Consider the following 18,198-nt stretch of genomic DNA (forward strand, 5'->3'; position numbering starts at 1 on the left):
TATACTAAGTTAGCGGAAATTCGGATATGTGGAAACCTACACTAGCGAGCTTTATGTTTATTTGTGCTTTAGTGATTTCTCCGGTGCAAGCAGGTTACGATCGTAATCAGGCGGTGCCGGTCGAAAAAGTTCTCTATGGCGATATCAACTCAGTACGTAATATCACCGAAACCCAATTAATTGAAGACCGAAACCAAGGTTGGAAAACTTTTGGTGGTGCCTTGGCTGGTGGTGTTATCGGCCATCAGTTCGGTGGGGGCTCAGGCCAAGATATTGCGACAGTATTAGGTGCCTTAATTGGCGCGGGTGTTGGCAATCGTTACGGTAGTGGTACGACGGTGCAAACACTCAAGCTGGTGGAGCTGATGATCACGCAGGAAGATGGCAGTCAAGTCATGGTGATCCAAGATTATGATCCCGGCATGATATTTAATGCGGGAGATAGGGTACGGGTAGTGTACTTGCAAGGTGGTGTGCGCATTGATTTAGCGATGTAATCAAACCTAACTGCCAAAAAATCAACAAAGTAAGACGTTAAACGGTGATGGAATGACACGGACAGAACTAACCCAATATTTAGCCGACTTTTTGCGAGTGTCGGCCTTTAAAGATTACGCCCCCAATGGGTTGCAGGTTGAAGGCAAGGCTGAGATCCGCACCATAGTGACAGGGGTCACCGCCTGCCAAGCGTTAATTGATGAGGCTATTCGCCTGAAAGCCGATGCTATTTTGGTGCATCATGGTTTTTTTTGGAAGAATGAGCCTGAAGTAATAACTGGCATGAAGCAGCGCCGTATCAAAGCGCTGCTCGCCCACGATATCAATCTTTTTGGCTATCACTTACCTTTAGATGCCCACCCAATGTTAGGCAACAATGCGACCTTGGGCCGTAAACTGGGGATCTTAGATGCCGAAGCAATAGAAGATGTAGCGCAGGGATTAGTGTGGCGTGGGAAGCTTGATTTGCCGATGAGTGCCAGCGAATTTGGTACGATGTTAGCTGAGGTGCTTGGCAGAGAACCATTGCATATTGGTGAAAGTTCGGATGAAATTCAATACTTAGCTTGGTGTACTGGCGGTGCGCAGGATTATATCGATGTTGCAGCAAGCCTTGGTGTGGATGCGTTTATTAGCGGTGAGGTGTCAGAGCGTACCTTCCACAGCGCAGTGGAGCAGGGGATACATTACTATGCTGCTGGTCACCATGCCACTGAGCGTTTTGGTATTGAGGCGCTGGGGCGTCATCTGGCTCGCGAATTTAATTTAGTACACCATTTTGTGGATATCGCTAACCCTGTTTAACAACGTTGCTTTATCGACATCCCGTAAATGAAAGGCGAGCCATGCTCGCCTTTGTCTTATGTAAATCAGCCCTAAGTTTAAATAAGCCCTAGGGTCGACAGGATAAAAATGCCTAAGGTGCAGGTAAGCAGCGAGCAAACGGTAGTTAAGGCGATAATATTGGCCGCAAGCGTGGCGTTTCCTCCCATGGTCCGCGCCATCACGTAACTGGCAGCCGCTGTAGGCGCTGCGCTCATTAAAAAGACTAAGGCGAGTTCGACCCCACGATAGCCAAGTATCAAGGCGCCTAAGGTGATAAACAGTGGAGCAAAGATAAGTTTTAAGGCGGTTGAGAACCAAGTGGCATACTTTTCATGCTTAAGCGATCCAATATTGAGTGAACCGCCAGTGCACAGCAGTGCTAATGGGAGCGTCATATTGGCGAAGTATTGTCCCGCATCAAGGACCATTTTCGGTACAGGTATTGCTAGCAGGTAAAACAACATGCCAAGGATAATGGCAATGATCAGCGGGTTTTTGGTGATGGTTTTAATGATCACCGCAAAAGCGCGGTGGCTTGATTCCTCACCCTTAGAACTTAAGCAAATCACGGCTTGAATATTGTAGAGCAGCGTCATGGCGGCCACATATACTGCGGCTAAGGCAACGCCCGATTCGCCATAGGCATTAGAGACATAGGCTAAGCCAATAATGGCGGTATTAGCCCTAAATCCCCCTTGAATAATAACGCCTTGGTCTTTCGGCTCAGGGAACTGTCGTTTGGTTGCGTAGATAGACAGGATAAAAAACAGCAAGTTGGCGAGTAAGCCATAACCTATTAGTGGCGCACTGGCGGCAAGATCATGGTGGGAGCTAATAATGCTTAAAAACAACAACGCTGGCAGGGTGACATTAAAAACCAGCTTAGAGGCGACATCAATAAAGTGCTCGTCAATCACATGAGTGCGTTTAAGCATCACGCCCAGGGCTAACATTAAACAGATAGGTCCGGTTATCGAGGCAGAAAACAACAACTGCTCAATGATACTGCCCATAAGGTCTCCTTGATGATTTCACCGTGTGTTATTGCTTAGCCATAGCCGCGATAGTGTCGCACTGTCAGTCACTTGTCGAGGCCACCTCAGCTTACGCTCCCAGATAAAGCGTAAAGGGATGTGTGTTTAATAAATAAGGCCGCATTTAATGCGGCCTTATTTATATTTACCTGTAACTTAACTGGTGCGTAGTGCCGATTACTTCACCCGCATGCCAGGTTGTGCGCCTTCATGGGGTTCTAAAATCCACAAATCACTACCACCAGGGCCTGCTGCCAGTACCATGCCTTCTGACATGCCAAAACGCATTTTACGCGGTACAAGATTGGCAACCATCACCGTCAGCTTGCCTTCGAGATCTTCAGGCGAGTAGGCTGATTTAATGCCCGCAAATACCTGACGGGTTTCACCACCGATATCTAATTGCAGTTTTAACAGTTTGTCGGCTTCGGCAACATGCTCAGCTTTAACGATACGTGCAATACGCAGATCGATTTTAGCGAAATCGTCATAGTTGATGGTATCGCTAATGGGATCGGTTGCTAATGGCCCTTTTGGTGCTTCTGGCTCGCTCGTGGCTTGCAAGTTTTCCTTAGAGTCGGCAACCATAGCTTCAACTTTGTCTAACTCAACACGTTGCATCATGGCTTTAAATGGCGCAATTTCATGGCCAGCCATGTCTTGGCCTAAACCATCCCACGTTAACGTCTGTTGGAAGAAGGCTTCAACGTCCTGCGCTAAACGTGGCAATACAGGTTTTAAGTACGTCACCAAAATGCGGAACAGGTTCAGTGCGTTTGAACACACTTGGTGCGCGGCTTCCTGTTGGTCGTCATGTTTCACCATTTGCCAAGGCGCAGCATCGGCGACAAAACCGTTGGCGATGTCTGCTAGTGCCATGATTTCACGCATCGCTTTACCGTATTCGCGGGTTTCATAGAACTCGGCGATTTGTTCTTGCTTGGCTAAAAATACCTCGGTTAGCGTGGTATCAGTAATTTTCGCGAGTTTGCCATCGAACCGCTTAGTGATAAAACCTGCGGTGCGTGAAGCTAGGTTAACCAGCTTACCGACCAGATCTGAGTTTACGCGCTGGGCGAAGTCTTCAAGATTGAGGTCTAAATCGTCGATACGGCTACTGAGTTTGGCCGCATAGTAGTAACGTAAGTATTCAGGATCTAAGTGATCTAAGTAAGTGCGAGCCTTAATAAAGGTGCCCTTAGATTTAGACATCTTAGCGCCGTTGACCGTCACATAACCGTGGGCATAGACGCTGTTTGGCTGGCGGTAACCCGATCCATGAAGCATCGCAGGCCAGAACAGACTGTGGAAATAAACGATGTCTTTACCGATAAAATGGTAAACCTCGGCTTTAGAATCCTTGGCCCAAAATTCGTCAAAGCTTAGCTCTGGGCGTTTGTCACACAGATTTTTGAATGAGCCCATGTAGCCGATAGGCGCATCTAACCAAACGTAGAAGTATTTGCCCGGTGCATCTGGGATCTCAAAACCAAAGTAAGGTGCATCGCGGGTGATATCCCATTGCTGCAGACCCTGTTCGAACCATTCGTCGAGTTTGTTGGCCATTTCGGTTTGCAGTGCACCCGAACGCGTCCACTCTTTAAGCATGTCTTCGAAGGCAGGTAAGTCGAAGAAGAAGTGCTCAGTGTCCTTCATCACTGGCGTGGCACCCGATACCGCTGATTTTGGATTGATAAGCTCAGTCGGGCTGTAAGTTGCGCCGCAGGCATCACAGTTGTCGCCGTATTGATCGGGCGATTTACACTTAGGGCAGGTGCCTTTTACGAAGCGATCGGGCAGGAACATCGACTTCTCAGGGTCAAATAGCTGAGAAATGCTCTTGCTTTTGATATAGCCATTAGCGCGCAGTTTTAAGTAAATATCGCTCGCCAGCACGCGGTTTTCGTCACTGTGGGTGCTGTGATAATTATCGAAGGCGATATTAAAATCGGCGAAATCCTGCTGATGCTCTTTGTTGACTTGAGCAATCATTTCTTCAGGCGCCATACCTAATTGCTGCGCCTTGAGCATAATCGGTGTGCCGTGGGCATCATCGGCACAAATATAGTGGCACTCATGTCCACGAAGTTTTTGATAACGCGACCAGATATCCGTCTGGATGTATTCCAGCATGTGACCTAAATGAATCGGTCCGTTCGCGTAGGGAAGTGCGCTGGTCACGAGAATTTTACGTTGTGAAGTTGCCATCTTGTCTCAAATATCGTGGTGGGCCAAAAATAATGGTAGAGATACTAACCGATTACAGGATGATTTTCATCAAAACCTGAGTCGATTGGGTTAAATCTGCGCTAATGTTTTTGTCATTATCTGGTACACTTGGGCAAATTTATTGGTGGGGGTAATTCTTTTGTCTTCAACTCAAACTGATTATCGTTTAAGTGACGATCTTCTCGGGCCAGTTCTGGCCATTCTCGATGCATATATCGACCCGTATTTAGCGAAGGGTTTAGTGAGCGCAGGATGCGTTAATAAATTGGCGATTGAAGGCAAGCGTTTGCAGCTTGGCTTAGTCTATCCATACCCTTGTATGACTCAATACCGCGATACCGTGATGGCGCTGACCAACAAACTTGCGGTGCTGGATGCCATCGATGAGGTTGAGTGTGAAATCGATTTTCAACCTAGGGTGTATTCGGCGATTGCTTCTATCGCACCGATTGCCAATGTGAAGCAAGTGATTGCTGTCGCGTCCGGCAAAGGCGGTGTAGGTAAATCAACCACGGCGGTCAACCTTGCTTTAGCACTGGCCGCTGAGGGCGCACAGGTTGGTATTTTAGATGCCGATATTTATGGTCCTTCCGTCCCATTAATGCTTGGGATCCCAAACTTCAGGCCCGTATCCCTCGATGGTAAACACATGAGCGCCGCCAGTGCCCATGGCATTGCCGCCCAATCGATTGGGTTTATGTTAAGTGGTGATGAAGCCGCAGTATGGCGTGGTCCTATGGCGGCGGGCGCGCTTGCGCAGCTGCTCAATGAAACCCAGTGGCCAGAGCTAGACTATTTAGTCGTCGATATGCCACCGGGCACGGGTGATATTCAATTAACCCTGTCGCAAAAAGTGCCAGTAAGTGGCGCGGTGATTGTGACAACGCCGCAGGACATCGCTCTCGCCGATGCCAAGAAAGGCATCACCATGTTCCAGAAGGTGAACATTCCGGTCCTCGGCATTGTTGAGAATATGAGTTTCCATTTATGTCCAGAGTGTGGCCATAAAGAACACCCCTTTGGTACGCACGGTGGCAGTAAAATGGCCGAGCGTTATCAAGTTCCACTGTTAGGCGCCTTACCACTGCACATCAATATCCGTGAAGCCATGGATGTGGGTGCGCCGACGGTTGTGGCCGAGCCTGACAGTGAAGTGGCGGCACTTTATCGGGAAATTGCCCGTAAAGTGGGCGCCGAATTGGCTCTCAAACAGAGCCAGAAAACAGTTTCTATTAGCGTATCAGATGACGAGTAAGGTTTAAGGGTATGAATTCTCAGCAGTGTGTCATTATTGCAATTGCTGGCGCGTCAGCATCGGGCAAGAGTTTAATTGCCAAGACGATTTTTGACGAACTTCGCCGCGATTTAGGCACAGATCAGATTGGGGTAATTAACGAAGACGCGTACTACCGCGATCAGAGTCATTTATCCATGGATGAGCGTGTGTTAACTAACTACGACCATCCCAAGGCGTTAGACCATCAGCTGCTATGCACGCACTTGCAGTTGCTAAAGTCTGGCGAAGCTGTTGATATTCCTTGCTATAGCTATACCGAACATACGCGTATGGCCGAAACTGTAAAAATGACGCCGAAAAAAGTGATCATTTTAGAAGGCATCCTGCTGTTAACAGACCCTAAATTGCGTGAATTGATGGATGCCAGCGTGTTTATGGATACGCCGTTGGATATTTGTTTCTTGCGCCGTTTAACCCGCGACGTAGCCGAGCGTGGCCGTACAATGGAATCGGTGATTTCACAGTACAAGAAGACAGTGCGTCCTATGTTCCTGCAATTTATTGAACCTTCTAAACAATACGCTGATATTATCGTGCCTCGCGGCGGTAAAAACCGTATCGCGACCGATATTTTGAAGACTCGTATTCAACATTTACTGGCAAAATAACGACTAAAACTCAGGGAGTAAAAGGCAAGATGCGCTTAACCGATATCGAAATTGAACAGGCCCTTGATAACGGCACTATCGTTATAGAACCTCGCCCAAGCATAGATGCGATTTCTGGCGTCAGTGTGGATGTGCGCTTAGGTGGGCAATTTCGCGTCTTTAAGGATCATACTGCGCCTTTTATCGACCTCAGTGGTCCGAGTATTGAAGTGCAGGCGGCGCTCGATCGGGTGATGAGTGAAATCATCGAAATCCCAGACGGCGAAGCCTTCTTCCTGCATCCCGGTGAATTGGCGCTCGCCGTGACCTATGAAAGCGTGACGCTGCCTGCCGATATCGTCGGTTGGCTCGATGGCCGCTCTTCACTGGCGCGTTTAGGCCTGATGGTGCACGTCACTGCGCACCGAATTGATCCGGGTTGGCAGGGTAAAATCGTGCTCGAGTTTTACAACAGCGGTAAGTTGCCTTTAGCGCTGCGCCCACGGATGACCATTGGTGCGTTAAACTTTGAACGTTTAAGTGGCCCAGTGGCGCGTCCGTATAACAAGCGCAAAAATGCCAAGTATAAAGATCAACAGGATGCGGTTGCTAGCCGTATCAGTCAGGACTAATACCCTTGATTTGGGTTAATGGGGTTTCACAGGCAAGCATTGCTCCTATGGACAGGGGACTTGCCTATGGTGATGGCCTCTTTGCTACGATGCGAAGTAGCGAGTGTGGTATTTTGTTTTTTGAGCAGCATCAAGCCCGTCTTACGGCTGGCGCTGCAAGACTTGGGTTTGACTGGCAAATGAGTTCAGCCCTTGCCGAGCAGCTCAATACACTTGCTGCACAGTACCCGCATCACTGTATTAAATTGATGATCACACGCGGTGTTGGAGGCAGAGGCTATGCCCCGCCTGAGCAGGTAAACGTTACGGAGATCGTTTCTGTTCATCCCATTCCTGACCATTATGCTGCGTGGCAACAACAGGGTATTCGTCTTAAAACCTCCGCAGTCCAATTAGGTCATCAACCCTTATTGGCGGGGATAAAACACCTTAATCGCCTCGAGCAAGTGTTAATCAAATCCCAGCCCTTATCACAGGGTTTTGATGATTGGTTAGTGCTGGATTGTACTGGGCAGGTGATAGAATCTTCGATGGCGAATATCTTTTTTGTTAAAGGCCATCGAGTGATTACCCCATCTTTGGCACGCTGCGGCGTTGCGGGTGTCATGCGCGAGCAAGTGATGTTAGCCTTACTAGCACAGCAGATGAATATTGATTGTTTGCCCTTTGGCGCCGAGCGTTTAGTGGAGTTTGACTCGGCATTTATCACTAACAGCATCTTAGGCGTGGTGGATGTACTGGCGATCGATTCGCACAGTTTCAAGCCTTCTCCTTTGACTGCCGATCTTAGACACACACTTTCACTCTCACTATGAAAAAACTCATTCTGATCGCAAGTTCTACCTTATTGGCCTTGCTGACCTTAGCTTGCTTGGCGGGTTATTGGGGTTACCGTACGATTATTGATTACAGCCAAACGCCATTAGCGTTAACCGAAGCCAAAGAATTAACCATTGCCCGTGGTACGAGTGTGCACCAGTTGGCGCAGCAGTTAGAAACCGATGGCGTTATCCAAGACAAATGGAAACTCAAATGGTTACTGAGATTGCACCCAGAGCTGGCGAAGATCCGCACTGGTCTGTACGAAATGTCACCCTCGCAGACGCTTGCCGACTTACTTAACGACTTAGTCAATGGCAAGGTGAAAACCTTTAGCCTGACCTTAGTCGAAGGCAAAACCATTGCCGAGTGGGAACAACAACTGGCAAGTGCGCCCCATTTACAACTGACCCCAGAGGTTTTTAGTGCGGTATTAATGGAGCAGGGGGACGATTCGGCATTGCCCGAAGGTAAATTCTTCCCCGATACTTACCATTACACCGCTGACAGTGATGCCAAGGTACTGCTGACCCAAAGTTATAAAATGATGGAGCAAGAACTCGCTAAAGCCTGGGCAGAGCGTGTGCCCGATTTACCACTTAAATCACCTTACCAAATGCTGATCTTGGCATCGATTGTCGAAAAAGAAACTGGTCAAGCCTTTGAGCGCGATCAAATCGCCGGCGTCTTTATTAATCGACTGAATCTAGGCATGAAGCTGCAAACCGATCCCACGGTGATTTATGGCATGGGAGACAGATTTAAAGGCAATATCACCCGTAAAGATTTAGTCGAAGAGACACCGTTTAATACCTATCGGATTTTCGGCTTACCGCCAACACCGATTGCGGCACCGAGCAAGGCCTCATTACAGGCAGTGTCGAAACCCGCCAAGGTCAGTTATTTGTATTTTGTGTCGCGTAACGATGGTACCCATGTATTTTCGACCACTTTGGAAGAACATAACCGCGCCGTCGATATTTATCAGAGAAAGAAAAAATGACCCAAGCATCCGCCAAATTCATCGTTGTTGAAGGACTGGAAGGCGCCGGTAAATCGAGTGCGATTGCCCTTATTCGCGATTTTATTGAAAAGCACACCGGGCTCGCGCCGGTTTGCACCCGCGAGCCAGGCGGCACGCCGCTGGCCGAGCGCATTCGTGATTTAGTGAAAATTGCCGACCCAAACGATCCTTTATGTGATGAGTCTGAATGTTTATTGATCTATGCCGCCAGAGCCCAGCTCGTCGCCAATGTGATCAAACCCGCGCTGGCTGAAGGCAAATGGGTGTTAGGGGATCGGCACAATCTGTCATCTTTAGCGTACCAAGGCGGTGGACGTGGCTTAATGCCTTTAGTCGAAGCCGTAAGTAACGCAACGCTCAAAGGGTTTAAACCCGATTTAACCCTCTATCTTGACCTTGACCCTAAGCTTGGGCTGCAACGTGCAGCAAAGCGGGGCGAACTTGATAGAATTGAGCAGCAAGCCATCGACTTTTTTGAACGGGCGCGCGCAACTTACCTCAAGCTTGCCAGCGAAGATGAGCGGATTGTCGTGATCGATGCCAGCCAAACCATGGCCGAAGTGCATAAAGATATTCTGGCCGTGTTACAGGCGATGGCATGGTAGTGCAAAGCGGTTTTGATGTATTAACCCTGCCTTGGCTCGATGCGCCAAGACAGGCGTTTTTAACCCAGTTGCAAACTCAAAAAGTCCCCCACGCGCAGCTAGTGGGTATCGATTCTGCCTATGGCGGTGAACTTTTGAGTGTGTTTATGGCGCGTGCCGCCATGTGTTCACAACCCACTCCCGCGGGCGGGTGCGGTTTTTGTAAGTCCTGCCAGTTATTTGATGCGGGTAATCATCCTGATTTTTATCAAATCGAGGCCGATGGCCATCAAATCAAAGTCGATCAAATTCGTGAGCTTTGTAGCCGCTTAAGTGCGACTGCCCAGCAAAGTGGCCGCCGTGTAGCCATTATCCACAATAGCGAGCGTTTAAACTCAGCCTCTGCCAATGCGCTACTCAAGACGCTCGAAGAGCCGGGTAAAGACACCTTACTACTATTACATTCCGATACGCCCGCACGTTTAATGGCTACGATCAGTAGTCGTTGTCAGCGGCTTCCCTTTGTGACGCCGTCTAAAATGTTGATCAAAAACTGGTTAATTCAGCAATGTCAGATCCAAGAGGATGTGACTTGGTGCTTGAGTGTGGTCGGCGGCCCATTAAAGTTGGCCGAAAGTTTGCTATCCGACGGTACGCAACCCAGTCGTTATCAAACCTTGTTAGGGTTTCGCAAAGATTGGGCGCAAAGTTTGTCGTCGGGCCATCTGTGTGCTAGTTTGTTAACGATAAGTGAACAACAAATCATTGATGCTCTTAAGGTTTTATACTTACTCCTGAGACAAGTTTTATTGAAGTACGGCGACCAAGATGCGTTTGTGCAAGCGCAAATAGGGAACTTGGCGGCGAAAATCATGGGAATGTGTCATAGCTTAAGTGCAATGCCGAGTGTCAATTATTTAGGCTTGTGTCAAAGTTATGTCTTAGAATATAAAGAAATAACAAATAAGTAACATGCCATGGTCGATCTTGTCGTCAATTTTGATACCTTACATCAGCTTTACCGCGCCTATATGCCGTTTATCAAACCGGCAGGGCTGTTTGTCGCCACCGGGGAAACCCATTACCTCGGTGAGACCTTAACCATCGCCTATCGTTTACCTGGCGCGACCACCTCAAACGAATTTCGTGGCGTCGTTGTGTGGATCAATCCTTTGGGAGCATCGGGTGGACGTCCTGCTGGGATTGGTATCAAGATAGTCTCAGAGCCCGACAGCCATAAACACCATATTGAAAAACTATTATCGCGTGAACTCGCCTCTGGTGACTTAACCTGCACGATGTAATGCATAGAGTGGTCGGCTAGGGTCGACACTGAGTATTAAGTGCTGAGTGAAGCCTTAGCGAAATTTGACCTCGATCCCATCGCTGAGTATCCTTGTGCTCCTTTTTGTTTATCTGCTTGGACATTGCTGTGCTTATCGATTCACATTGCCATCTCGATCGCCTGAAAGCGGCTCCCGATCAACAAACCTTAGAACTCATTCTCGCTAACGCTAAGGCGCGCGGTGTCGACTATATGCTCTGTGTCAATGTGCGCCAGCAGGGATTTGAGTCGATGCGCGACAAGGTTGCAGGTTTCGAGCAGGTGTTTTTATCTTCGGGCGTGCATCCGCTGGATGTGAAAGACGGCCTCGATGTGGAGCAAATTCGCCGTTTTGCAATGGACCCCAAAGTGGTGGCCATTGGTGAAACTGGGTTAGATTATTTTTATGCCGATGAAACTAAAGCCCTGCAACAGCAATGTTTTGAGCAACAAATTGCCTTGGCGGTTGAAGTTGATAAGCCGCTGATTGTGCATACCCGTGATGCCCGTGAAGACACCATCAACATGCTTAAAGCGGGGCAGGCGGACAACGTCGGTGGCGTGTTGCATTGCTTTACCGAAAACTGGGAAATGGCCAAGGCGGCGATTGACTTAGGTTTTTATATTTCCGTTTCAGGCATTGTGACCTTTAAAAATGCCGGTGAGTTAAGAACGGTGATCCGCAAAGTGCCGAAAGAGCGTTTATTGGTCGAAACCGATTCGCCTTATCTTGCGCCTATTCCACACCGTGGACAGGAAAATCAACCCGCCTATGTGCGTGATGTGGCCGAGTTTGTGGCAGAGCTGCGCGGAGAGCGTTACGAAGATCTTGCGCAGTATACCAGTGATAACTTCTTTAACTTATTTAAGGATGCGGCGCGCTTGATTGGGCGTTGATTTAGGTTTGCCCCTCTCTTGTGAGCACAATTTTGCTCATATTCGTTAAAACGCAAGCCCATAAAAAAAGGCCCAAAACGATTCTAGCTGTTTGGGCCTAGGGGAATGGCTCGTTGAAGAGCCGTGCGCTACAGACGAAAGTGCCATAGAGAGCACTTTACAATAGACTCAGTGTAGTTGAGTTTAGTATGAGTAACACTTTCTCTGCCCCGTTTTTTAGGTTATTTCTCGCTAAAAAATCACCTATTTATAACCATTATGTCTGCGGTGGTAGCAATAACACTTTATCTTTCACTAAGTCTCTGGGCAGGTTGTTTTTTAATTTATTGCCTAAATGTTTCGCCATGCCTAAAGGCGCGCCGCCATAACAGACAATCACTTCGCCCTGAGCTTTGCCAGCCGTATCGAGGGGTATATCTCGTCCCATCAAATACTCTTTTGCCTGCTCATCGCTCACTTCGACGACTTTGGCGCCGTTTTTTGCCCCCGCTTTAAGCGCTTTACCCGCTAGAGCAATAATCGCCTCATGGCGCACTTTAAAGCCATGTTTACTGTGGTCGGCAAGCTTAACCCCAATCCGCTGAAAGCGCATTTTACCAATAAAGTCTTTAAATTCATGGGGAAATAGCCAAAACTCATCGTCGCGCACCATAATGAGATCATCGGGCAGTTCGATACCCAGATCATCGGTAAAATAGGCTTGAATGGCTTTGGCTTGTTTGGCACTCGCCTCCGTAAAGGGGAAATTCTTTTGCAATTTCGGCTCAGGCTGTAGGCGTGGTACCGAACGGGTTTTAGTCAACTTTGCGACAAAAAAGCCTTCGCTGTCGTAAATCTGTGGCCAAACGTGCAAAAAGCCTTCTGGCGTAGTGGCTTTGTCAGCACCATCAAATAATTGGCTTAAGGACTCAAATTGCACTGCATCGCCATAGGTTTGCTGCAAATATTCACATACACCTTGGTTTTCGAGCCGATTAAGGGTGCAGGTTGAATAAACCAAACTGCCACCCGGTTTTAAGGCCAAAAATGCGGATTCGATTAAGGCTTTTTGGGTTTCGCTAATCGCAAGAACCTCATCGAGCGACCAAGATTTTAACGCGTCCGCATCTTTACGGACCGTGCCTTCACCGCCACAAGGCGCATCAATTAATACGGCATCAAAACTTTCATACAGATACTCACCAAATACTCGGCCATCGAAGTGGGTTAGGGCGCAGTGACTCGCGCCCATGCGCAGCACATTGGCATGGAGTACTTTGACGCGGCTAGCGGAATATTCATTGGCAACCAATAAGCCTTGATTATTCATTAACGCTGCCATTTGCGTGGTTTTAGATCCAGGCGCAGCTGCTAAGTCCAACACACATTGCCAATCTGCATTGGGGGTAAATAGTGCGGTTGGCGGCAGCATGGAGCTGGCTTCTTGGATATAGAATAAGCCCTGAATATGCTCTAGGGCGTTGCCGAGCTGCTCTTCTTCATCGTAGCTTATCCAGAAACCATCCTCACACCAGGGTATGGACTCAAAGGTCCATCCTTTGGGCTGCATCAAACGCTTAAAATCTTCGCTGCTGATCTTTAAGGTGTTGACGCGAATTGAGCGACGAAGTGGTCTTGAACAGGCCGCAATAAAGTCATCCATTGACAGATGGGCGGGCAATTCTTGGGCAATTGTACTGATAAAATTTTGATTTAATTGAACCATAACGAAATTTGGCTGTGTATCAACTGCGGCAAGTATATCATAATCCCTTAGTGGGGCTGGGATTTTATCCCTCTACTATCGTTGGTTCAGATTTGCGTTAAATAAACAAAGCGACACGAATAAACAGTTTGAATAGCAATAAGGAAGGGGCAGAGTGCTAAATCGGGTGTGGTTAGTGTTTTTCCTCACGTCGCTGTTGGCGATGGCAATACAACTTTTTAATGGGCATATCGATGTGCTTGCCAACGCGGTTGAGGCCTTGTTTGCCAGCGCTAAACTCGCCGCTGAAATCGCCTTAGGCTTAGTGGGTGTGTTGTCTCTGTGGATGGGATTAATGCGAATTGGTGAAAAAGCCGGCGTTGTTGGGGCGATTGCCTTTGTATTTGAGCCACTGCTGCGCCGCTTAATGCCCGAAGTGCCTAAAGGACACCCCGCATTTGGCAGTATGACGATGAACTTAACGGCCAACATTTTTGGATTGGATAATGCCGCTACTCCATTAGGTTTAAAGGCAATGCAGGATTTACAGAGTCTTAATCCGGTCAAAACCGTTGCCACTAACGCACAAATTCTATTTTTAGTGCTCAATACCTCCTCGGTGACCTTAGTGCCTGTCACGGTGTTTTTATACCGTGCTCAGCAGGGAGCGACGGCTCCGGCAGACATTTTTTTACCCATACTCCTCGCAACCTCTGCCTCGACATTAGCGGGGCTTTTGATCGTTGCTGTTGTGCAGCGGCTTTCACTACTCAATGCCGTGGTACTCGGATATGGCGCTGTGCTGCTGTCGGCATTAGTTGCCAGTGGTTTTTATTTGATGACTTTAACGGCAGACGCGATTGGCACAGTGTCGACCGCCTTGGGCAACGGGGTATTGCTACTGTTAGTCTTCAGTTTTGTGCTGGTGGCGGGCGTGCGAAAAGTGGCGATTTATGATGAGTTTATCGAAGGTGCTAAGTCGGGGTTTAACCAATCGATTCAACTGATCCCGTATCTTCTAGCCATGCTGCTGGCGATTGGTTTACTTAGGGCATCGGGCGCGTTGGATTACCTGCTGCAACTGATTGCGAGTTGCGTGAGTCTTTTCGGGTTTGATACCCGCTTTGTCGATGCTATGCCTACGGCGTTGATGAAACCCTTTAGTGGTTCGGGCGCGCGGGCGATGATGCTCGAAACCATGGCACACCACGGAGTGGACTCCTTTGCTGGTCGCTTGGCGGCGATTTTCCAAGGGAGTACTGAAACGACTTTCTATGTGCTGGCGGTTTACTTTGGTTCAGTGGGTATTCGTCATGGGCGCCATGCGCTCGCCTGTGGTCTAACGGCGGATTTTGCAGGGATCAGTGCGGCTATTGCTGTCTGTTATTGGTTCTATGGCTAAGCAGTGTTATATGAAAAAATCAGGCGCATTCGGATAAACCGAATGCGCCTTGTATTAATAGAGTTAACTGTCGGGTTTAAATGCGCTTAATCAATAGCGCGATTATTTATTGCATGGGAGCTATTGCGCCGGAGCCCATTCTTGCCATTCACGCTCGGCTTTATGCTGCAGTTTAATCACTGCGCCTTCGCTGAGGCGGTTACTCTCTTGAGTTGTTTCTTTGGTTGCGACATTAATGCCGCCCGCTAATAGGGTTTCGAGCGAACCGGCTTCAATTTGCGCACCAGAGAAAATACCTACATCGACCTTGATACCTGAGGCGTCCCAGAACTGGCTGCTCTGATTCACTAAGTGACTGTACTGGGGCTCAATGTGCGCTTGCATCAGTACACTGTTGCCTGGAGACGATAGGCTATAACCATCGATTTGCCCGATTTTAATGCCACGGAAGAAAATAGGCGTGCCAACTTTCATCGAGCCAAGGTTGCTATCTTCTAAGGTAAATTTAAGCGCATCTTCGGCCACGTTAGCATAGCTACTCTCAACCAGGTTGGCTTGGAAGTGGGTGGCTTTTTGCGTGCTCTTACCCGGTAACACGCCAATATAAGGCCCGGTGATTAAGGTTTCAGGGGCTTTAATGCCTGCTAAGGAGATTTGCGCCTCGACCATATGATACTCAGTATCACTGCGGCTGAAATGCTCGGCATAGTCACCATAGAGATAGGCGGTGGCTGTAAGTGTAGTTAAATCGGTATTGAGCTTAACTTGCGTCACTTCACCCACCTGATGACCTTGGTAACGAATGGCGGCTTTTGCAGCCAATTTTGCCGAGGCGGGTAAGGTGAGTTTGATGGCTTGAGCCTGCGCTAAGGCGAGCTGTTTACTTTCGTATAGTTTAAGTGCCGCATTAGGCTCAGTCGTTGAACTGTCCAATAAACCTAAGCTGATGCTGCCCTTTAACGCGCCTTGTAGTGGAGCAACGGCGACATCAATACCCGCAAGACTGGCGCTGACATCCACGGCACTGTTACGCCAAAAGACTTTAGGTTTTTGCACTAAGGGTTGGAACTGCTTATCAATAGCGATCTTAATCGCAAAGTCTTCGGTTTTACCCTGCCAGTTGACCGACTCCACGCTACCAATTTGCATTTTTTTATAGTAAATCGGAGATCCTTGACTAACATCGGCGCCATCAGCACTGATGAGAGTAAAGTATAAACGCTGTTGACGGACAAAGAATTGCTTAGCTTCATCCATTGAGCTAAAGAGTGGCAAACGCGCATTTGCCGCCAGCGGGGTATTACTGGTACCAGGGATCAGACTCACCGCGCCTTTAGTTAATGTCGCTAGATCGCGGGTTTTCACCGACACCCCATCGAGTGAGGCATCGATACTCAGCGCCGACTCGGGGATAAAATAGCTATCACTGCGAACTAAGTTGGCAAACTCAGGCTGCAGCTCGAGTTGATATTCAACGGCCGACAGATCTTTAGTTAATTTCACCGCCAGCACCTGACCGATAGGTAGCTGCTTATAACGCACTTCAGCACCTGCGGTGAGGCCCATGTTTTCTGTGGAGGTGATAGTGAGCTGACGTTTTTTGGCCTTCAATAGATCGGGCGCCGATTCTTGCAGGGCAAAACTGCTTGGCAGCGCCGTATTGGCATTGGTACCGGGTAAGAAGTTAATTACGCTTCCCGTGAGTAAACGCTCGGGGTTTTTGATCCCAGAGAGCGAAATATCGGCGCCTTCAAGCCAAAACAGTCCGTCGCTGGTTAACAGGTTGGCATATTCAGGCTCAAATTTTACCACCGCAGTCACGCCGGTTGCAGTGAGTTGTTTGCTCTGCAGAGTGCCAATGGTGATGCCGCGATACACAATACGAGTGCCTTTATCAATCGCATTGCCATCACTCATGGTCAGACTGACTTCAATCCCGCCAAGAGCGCTGGTTTCTGAATCATAGAGGGCAAAACTGTCGCCATTTTGTGCCGCAGGCGCTTTTTCATCGGAACTGAAACTCACACCACCCGCAAGGATAGAAGCAAGGCTTTCAGTGTTAACTTTAATGCCCGCTAAACTAGCATCGACTTTCACGCCTGACACATTCCAAAAGTGAGAGTTTTTCTTCACTAAACGCGCATATTGCTCTTGGATAAAGGCGCTGATAATGACTCTGGCATTGCCGTCTAAACGGTAGCTGACCACGCTGCCGACAGGGATCTGACGAAAGAACACAGGCGAACCCACGTCTAACGAGCCGAGTTTATCGGCCGTCAGTTCAATCATTACCCCTTCGGAGCCAATTTGCATTGGTGGCGGTTGGCGTTCTGCCTCAAACAAGGTGGCGGCATTGCCTTTGCCTGGTTGGATTGCAATATAGTTGCCTGAAAATAGCGCATCCAGACCTTCAACGCCTGTGATGCTGGCCTTTGGGGTAACTAACCAGAAGAGGGTTTCTTTATTTAAGAAAGGCTTAGCGCGATAGTCCATCATCACCTTCACGTTAACGCCTTTAAGATCATCATCAATACCGATATCTTTTACTTTACCAACGGTTAAGCCTTGGTATTTGACTAAGGTTTTGCCCACGTCGATCCCCGTGGCACTGGGGAAGTGGATTTGAATTTCAATGCCCGATTCTTTGATGCTCTTAATACCCAGCCATGCGCCAAGCGCGAGCGCCACAATCGGGAGCAGCCAAATCGGCGAAAAGAGCTTTTTCTTCACAACTTTTGGCGATTCAATTTGTGTCATCTTGAGGTTCCAGTCGATCCCAGAGTAAACGAGTGTCTAAAACTTTTGCGGCAAGTTGCGTCAGTAAAATCACCAATGCAAATGCCGTGGCCGCAGGTGCAGGCTTTGCATCGAGTAATTGCCCCATATTCACGAGGGCAACGGTCAGCGAGATCACAAATAAATCGAGCATCGACCAGCGGCCAATCCACTCAATAACATGAAATCCCACCATAAGTTTTTGCTTTGAAATTGGTAGGTTGAAACTGATAGCACACAGATAAGTGGCTAAGCCGATAATCTTTACCCAAGGCACTAAAATACTGGCAATAAACACAATAATGGCGATGGGTAACATATCCGATTGGACTAAATGAACAATTCCGGAAAAGATCGTATCGTGACGTACCTTTCCCTGATTGGTGAGCACCGTAATGGGATAGAGGTTGGCTGGAACCAATAAAATGGCGGCAGTGATAAGCAGCGCCCAACTTTTTTGTAAGCTGTTGTAATCGCGGACCTGTAATTCTGACTCACAACGACTACAGTGGCTATCCTCACTGCTATTGAGTTGCCTACAAACGCGGCACAAACACAGGCCTAAATCCTTTCCTTGCTGCTTCATA

At 48.3% G+C, this 18,198-nt stretch carries 17 protein-coding genes; 12 read left to right on the plus strand and 5 right to left on the minus strand.

Translation table 11 applies throughout. The features are described 5' to 3' along the window. Positions 1–26: 26 nt before the first annotated feature. On the plus strand, positions 27–497 hold the full coding sequence (locus JM642_RS08820; protein ID WP_203433478.1) for a glycine zipper 2TM domain-containing protein: 471 nt from the start codon (positions 27–29) through the stop codon (positions 495–497). A gap of 52 nt (positions 498–549) precedes the next feature. After that, complete coding sequence (locus JM642_RS08825; RefSeq protein ID WP_172590278.1) at positions 550–1,302, plus strand: Nif3-like dinuclear metal center hexameric protein; 753 nt, start codon at positions 550–552, stop codon at positions 1,300–1,302. A gap of 77 nt (positions 1,303–1,379) precedes the next feature. Here JM642_RS08825 and JM642_RS08830 read toward each other — a convergent pair whose 3' ends face one another. Continuing rightward, entirely contained in the window at positions 1,380–2,336 is a 957-nt protein-coding gene (locus tag JM642_RS08830) for an AEC family transporter (RefSeq protein WP_172590277.1), read from the minus strand. 198 nt (positions 2,337–2,534) lie between these two features. Beyond that, on the minus strand, positions 2,535–4,565 hold the full coding sequence (metG, locus tag JM642_RS08835) for a methionine--tRNA ligase (protein ID WP_203433480.1): 2,031 nt from the start codon (positions 4,563–4,565) through the stop codon (positions 2,535–2,537). A gap of 160 nt (positions 4,566–4,725) precedes the next feature. Between metG and apbC the strand changes: the two genes are divergently transcribed. The 9 genes from apbC (at position 4,726) to JM642_RS08880 (ending at position 11,750) form a co-directional block, all read left to right on the plus strand. Beyond that, positions 4,726–5,841, plus strand: a complete 1,116-nt coding sequence (gene apbC, locus JM642_RS08840; protein WP_203433482.1) for an iron-sulfur cluster carrier protein ApbC — start codon at positions 4,726–4,728, stop codon at positions 5,839–5,841. A gap of 11 nt (positions 5,842–5,852) precedes the next feature. After that, a complete protein-coding gene (gene udk / locus JM642_RS08845) occupies positions 5,853–6,491 on the plus strand; it encodes a uridine kinase (protein ID WP_011072566.1) in 639 nt (212 codons plus the stop codon). 29 nt (positions 6,492–6,520) lie between these two features. Then, the gene (gene dcd / locus JM642_RS08850) at positions 6,521–7,102 is read left to right on the plus strand and encodes a dCTP deaminase (protein ID WP_037419254.1); all 582 of its coding nucleotides are present in this window, start codon (positions 6,521–6,523) and stop codon (positions 7,100–7,102) included. Positions 7,103–7,107: 5 nt separating this feature from the next. Beyond that, the gene (gene pabC / locus JM642_RS08855) at positions 7,108–7,917 is read left to right on the plus strand and encodes an aminodeoxychorismate lyase (RefSeq protein WP_203433484.1); all 810 of its coding nucleotides are present in this window, start codon (positions 7,108–7,110) and stop codon (positions 7,915–7,917) included. Then, positions 7,914–8,924, plus strand: a complete 1,011-nt coding sequence (gene mltG, locus JM642_RS08860) for an endolytic transglycosylase MltG (protein WP_144346513.1) — start codon at positions 7,914–7,916, stop codon at positions 8,922–8,924. The genes pabC and mltG overlap by 4 nt, the downstream gene beginning before the upstream one ends. Next, entirely contained in the window at positions 8,921–9,550 is a 630-nt protein-coding gene (tmk, locus tag JM642_RS08865) for a dTMP kinase (protein WP_037426486.1), read from the plus strand. Before mltG ends, tmk begins: the two co-directional genes overlap by 4 nt. After that, positions 9,544–10,500: a DNA polymerase III subunit delta' gene (holB, locus tag JM642_RS08870; RefSeq protein WP_203433486.1), complete on the plus strand. Its 957-nt coding sequence runs from the start codon at positions 9,544–9,546 to the stop codon at positions 10,498–10,500. Before tmk ends, holB begins: the two co-directional genes overlap by 7 nt. Before the next feature lie 6 nt (positions 10,501–10,506). Further along, positions 10,507–10,833, plus strand: coding sequence for a PilZ domain-containing protein (locus tag JM642_RS08875; protein WP_037419265.1), 327 nt, complete (start codon positions 10,507–10,509; stop codon positions 10,831–10,833). Between the two features lie 128 nt (positions 10,834–10,961). Further along, on the plus strand, positions 10,962–11,750 hold the full coding sequence (locus JM642_RS08880; protein WP_203433488.1) for a TatD family hydrolase: 789 nt from the start codon (positions 10,962–10,964) through the stop codon (positions 11,748–11,750). Positions 11,751–12,006: 256 nt separating this feature from the next. Here the strand turns inward: JM642_RS08880 and rsmF are convergent, their stop codons facing one another. Continuing rightward, positions 12,007–13,455 (minus strand): 16S rRNA (cytosine(1407)-C(5))-methyltransferase RsmF, encoded by a 1,449-nt coding sequence (gene rsmF / locus JM642_RS08885; protein WP_203433490.1) that lies wholly within the window; start codon positions 13,453–13,455, stop codon positions 12,007–12,009. A gap of 154 nt (positions 13,456–13,609) precedes the next feature. Between rsmF and JM642_RS08890 the strand changes: the two genes are divergently transcribed. Further along, positions 13,610–14,836: a spore maturation protein gene (locus JM642_RS08890; RefSeq protein WP_203433492.1), complete on the plus strand. Its 1,227-nt coding sequence runs from the start codon at positions 13,610–13,612 to the stop codon at positions 14,834–14,836. 120 nt (positions 14,837–14,956) lie between these two features. On the opposite strand, the gene JM642_RS08895 is transcribed toward JM642_RS08890, so the two are convergent. Together JM642_RS08895 and JM642_RS08900 are read right to left on the minus strand one after the other, a co-directional pair. Continuing rightward, positions 14,957–17,593: an MlaD family protein gene (locus JM642_RS08895; protein WP_203433493.1), complete on the minus strand. Its 2,637-nt coding sequence runs from the start codon at positions 17,591–17,593 to the stop codon at positions 14,957–14,959. Further along, positions 17,580–18,197: a paraquat-inducible protein A gene (locus tag JM642_RS08900; RefSeq protein ID WP_037419279.1), complete on the minus strand. Its 618-nt coding sequence runs from the start codon at positions 18,195–18,197 to the stop codon at positions 17,580–17,582. The genes JM642_RS08895 and JM642_RS08900 overlap by 14 nt, the downstream gene beginning before the upstream one ends. Between the last annotated feature and the right edge of the window lies 1 nt (position 18,198).

Source organism: Shewanella sp. LZH-2 (assembly GCF_016859145.1).
Lineage (GTDB): Bacteria > Pseudomonadota > Gammaproteobacteria > Enterobacterales > Shewanellaceae > Shewanella > Shewanella xiamenensis.

Excerpts from the sequence above, each read along its gene's own strand:
- JM642_RS08895 (WP_203433493.1), bottom strand. The coding sequence starts at position 17,593 with ATGACACAAATTGAATCGCCAAAAGTTGTGAAGAAAAAGCTCTTTTCG.
- mltG (WP_144346513.1), top strand. The coding sequence starts at position 7,914 with ATGAAAAAACTCATTCTGATCGCAAGTTCTACCTTATTGGCCTTGCTG.
- JM642_RS08875 (WP_037419265.1), top strand. The coding sequence starts at position 10,507 with ATGGTCGATCTTGTCGTCAATTTTGATACCTTACATCAGCTTTACCGC.
- tmk (WP_037426486.1), top strand. The coding sequence starts at position 8,921 with ATGACCCAAGCATCCGCCAAATTCATCGTTGTTGAAGGACTGGAAGGC.
- rsmF (WP_203433490.1), bottom strand. The coding sequence starts at position 13,455 with ATGGTTCAATTAAATCAAAATTTTATCAGTACAATTGCCCAAGAATTG.
- JM642_RS08820 (WP_203433478.1), top strand. The coding sequence starts at position 27 with ATGTGGAAACCTACACTAGCGAGCTTTATGTTTATTTGTGCTTTAGTG.
- dcd (WP_037419254.1), top strand. The coding sequence starts at position 6,521 with ATGCGCTTAACCGATATCGAAATTGAACAGGCCCTTGATAACGGCACT.
- JM642_RS08830 (WP_172590277.1), bottom strand. The coding sequence starts at position 2,336 with ATGGGCAGTATCATTGAGCAGTTGTTGTTTTCTGCCTCGATAACCGGA.
- udk (WP_011072566.1), top strand. The coding sequence starts at position 5,853 with ATGAATTCTCAGCAGTGTGTCATTATTGCAATTGCTGGCGCGTCAGCA.
- metG (WP_203433480.1), bottom strand. The coding sequence starts at position 4,565 with ATGGCAACTTCACAACGTAAAATTCTCGTGACCAGCGCACTTCCCTAC.
- holB (WP_203433486.1), top strand. The coding sequence starts at position 9,544 with ATGGTAGTGCAAAGCGGTTTTGATGTATTAACCCTGCCTTGGCTCGAT.
- JM642_RS08825 (WP_172590278.1), top strand. The coding sequence starts at position 550 with ATGACACGGACAGAACTAACCCAATATTTAGCCGACTTTTTGCGAGTG.
- JM642_RS08900 (WP_037419279.1), bottom strand. The coding sequence starts at position 18,197 with ATGAAGCAGCAAGGAAAGGATTTAGGCCTGTGTTTGTGCCGCGTTTGT.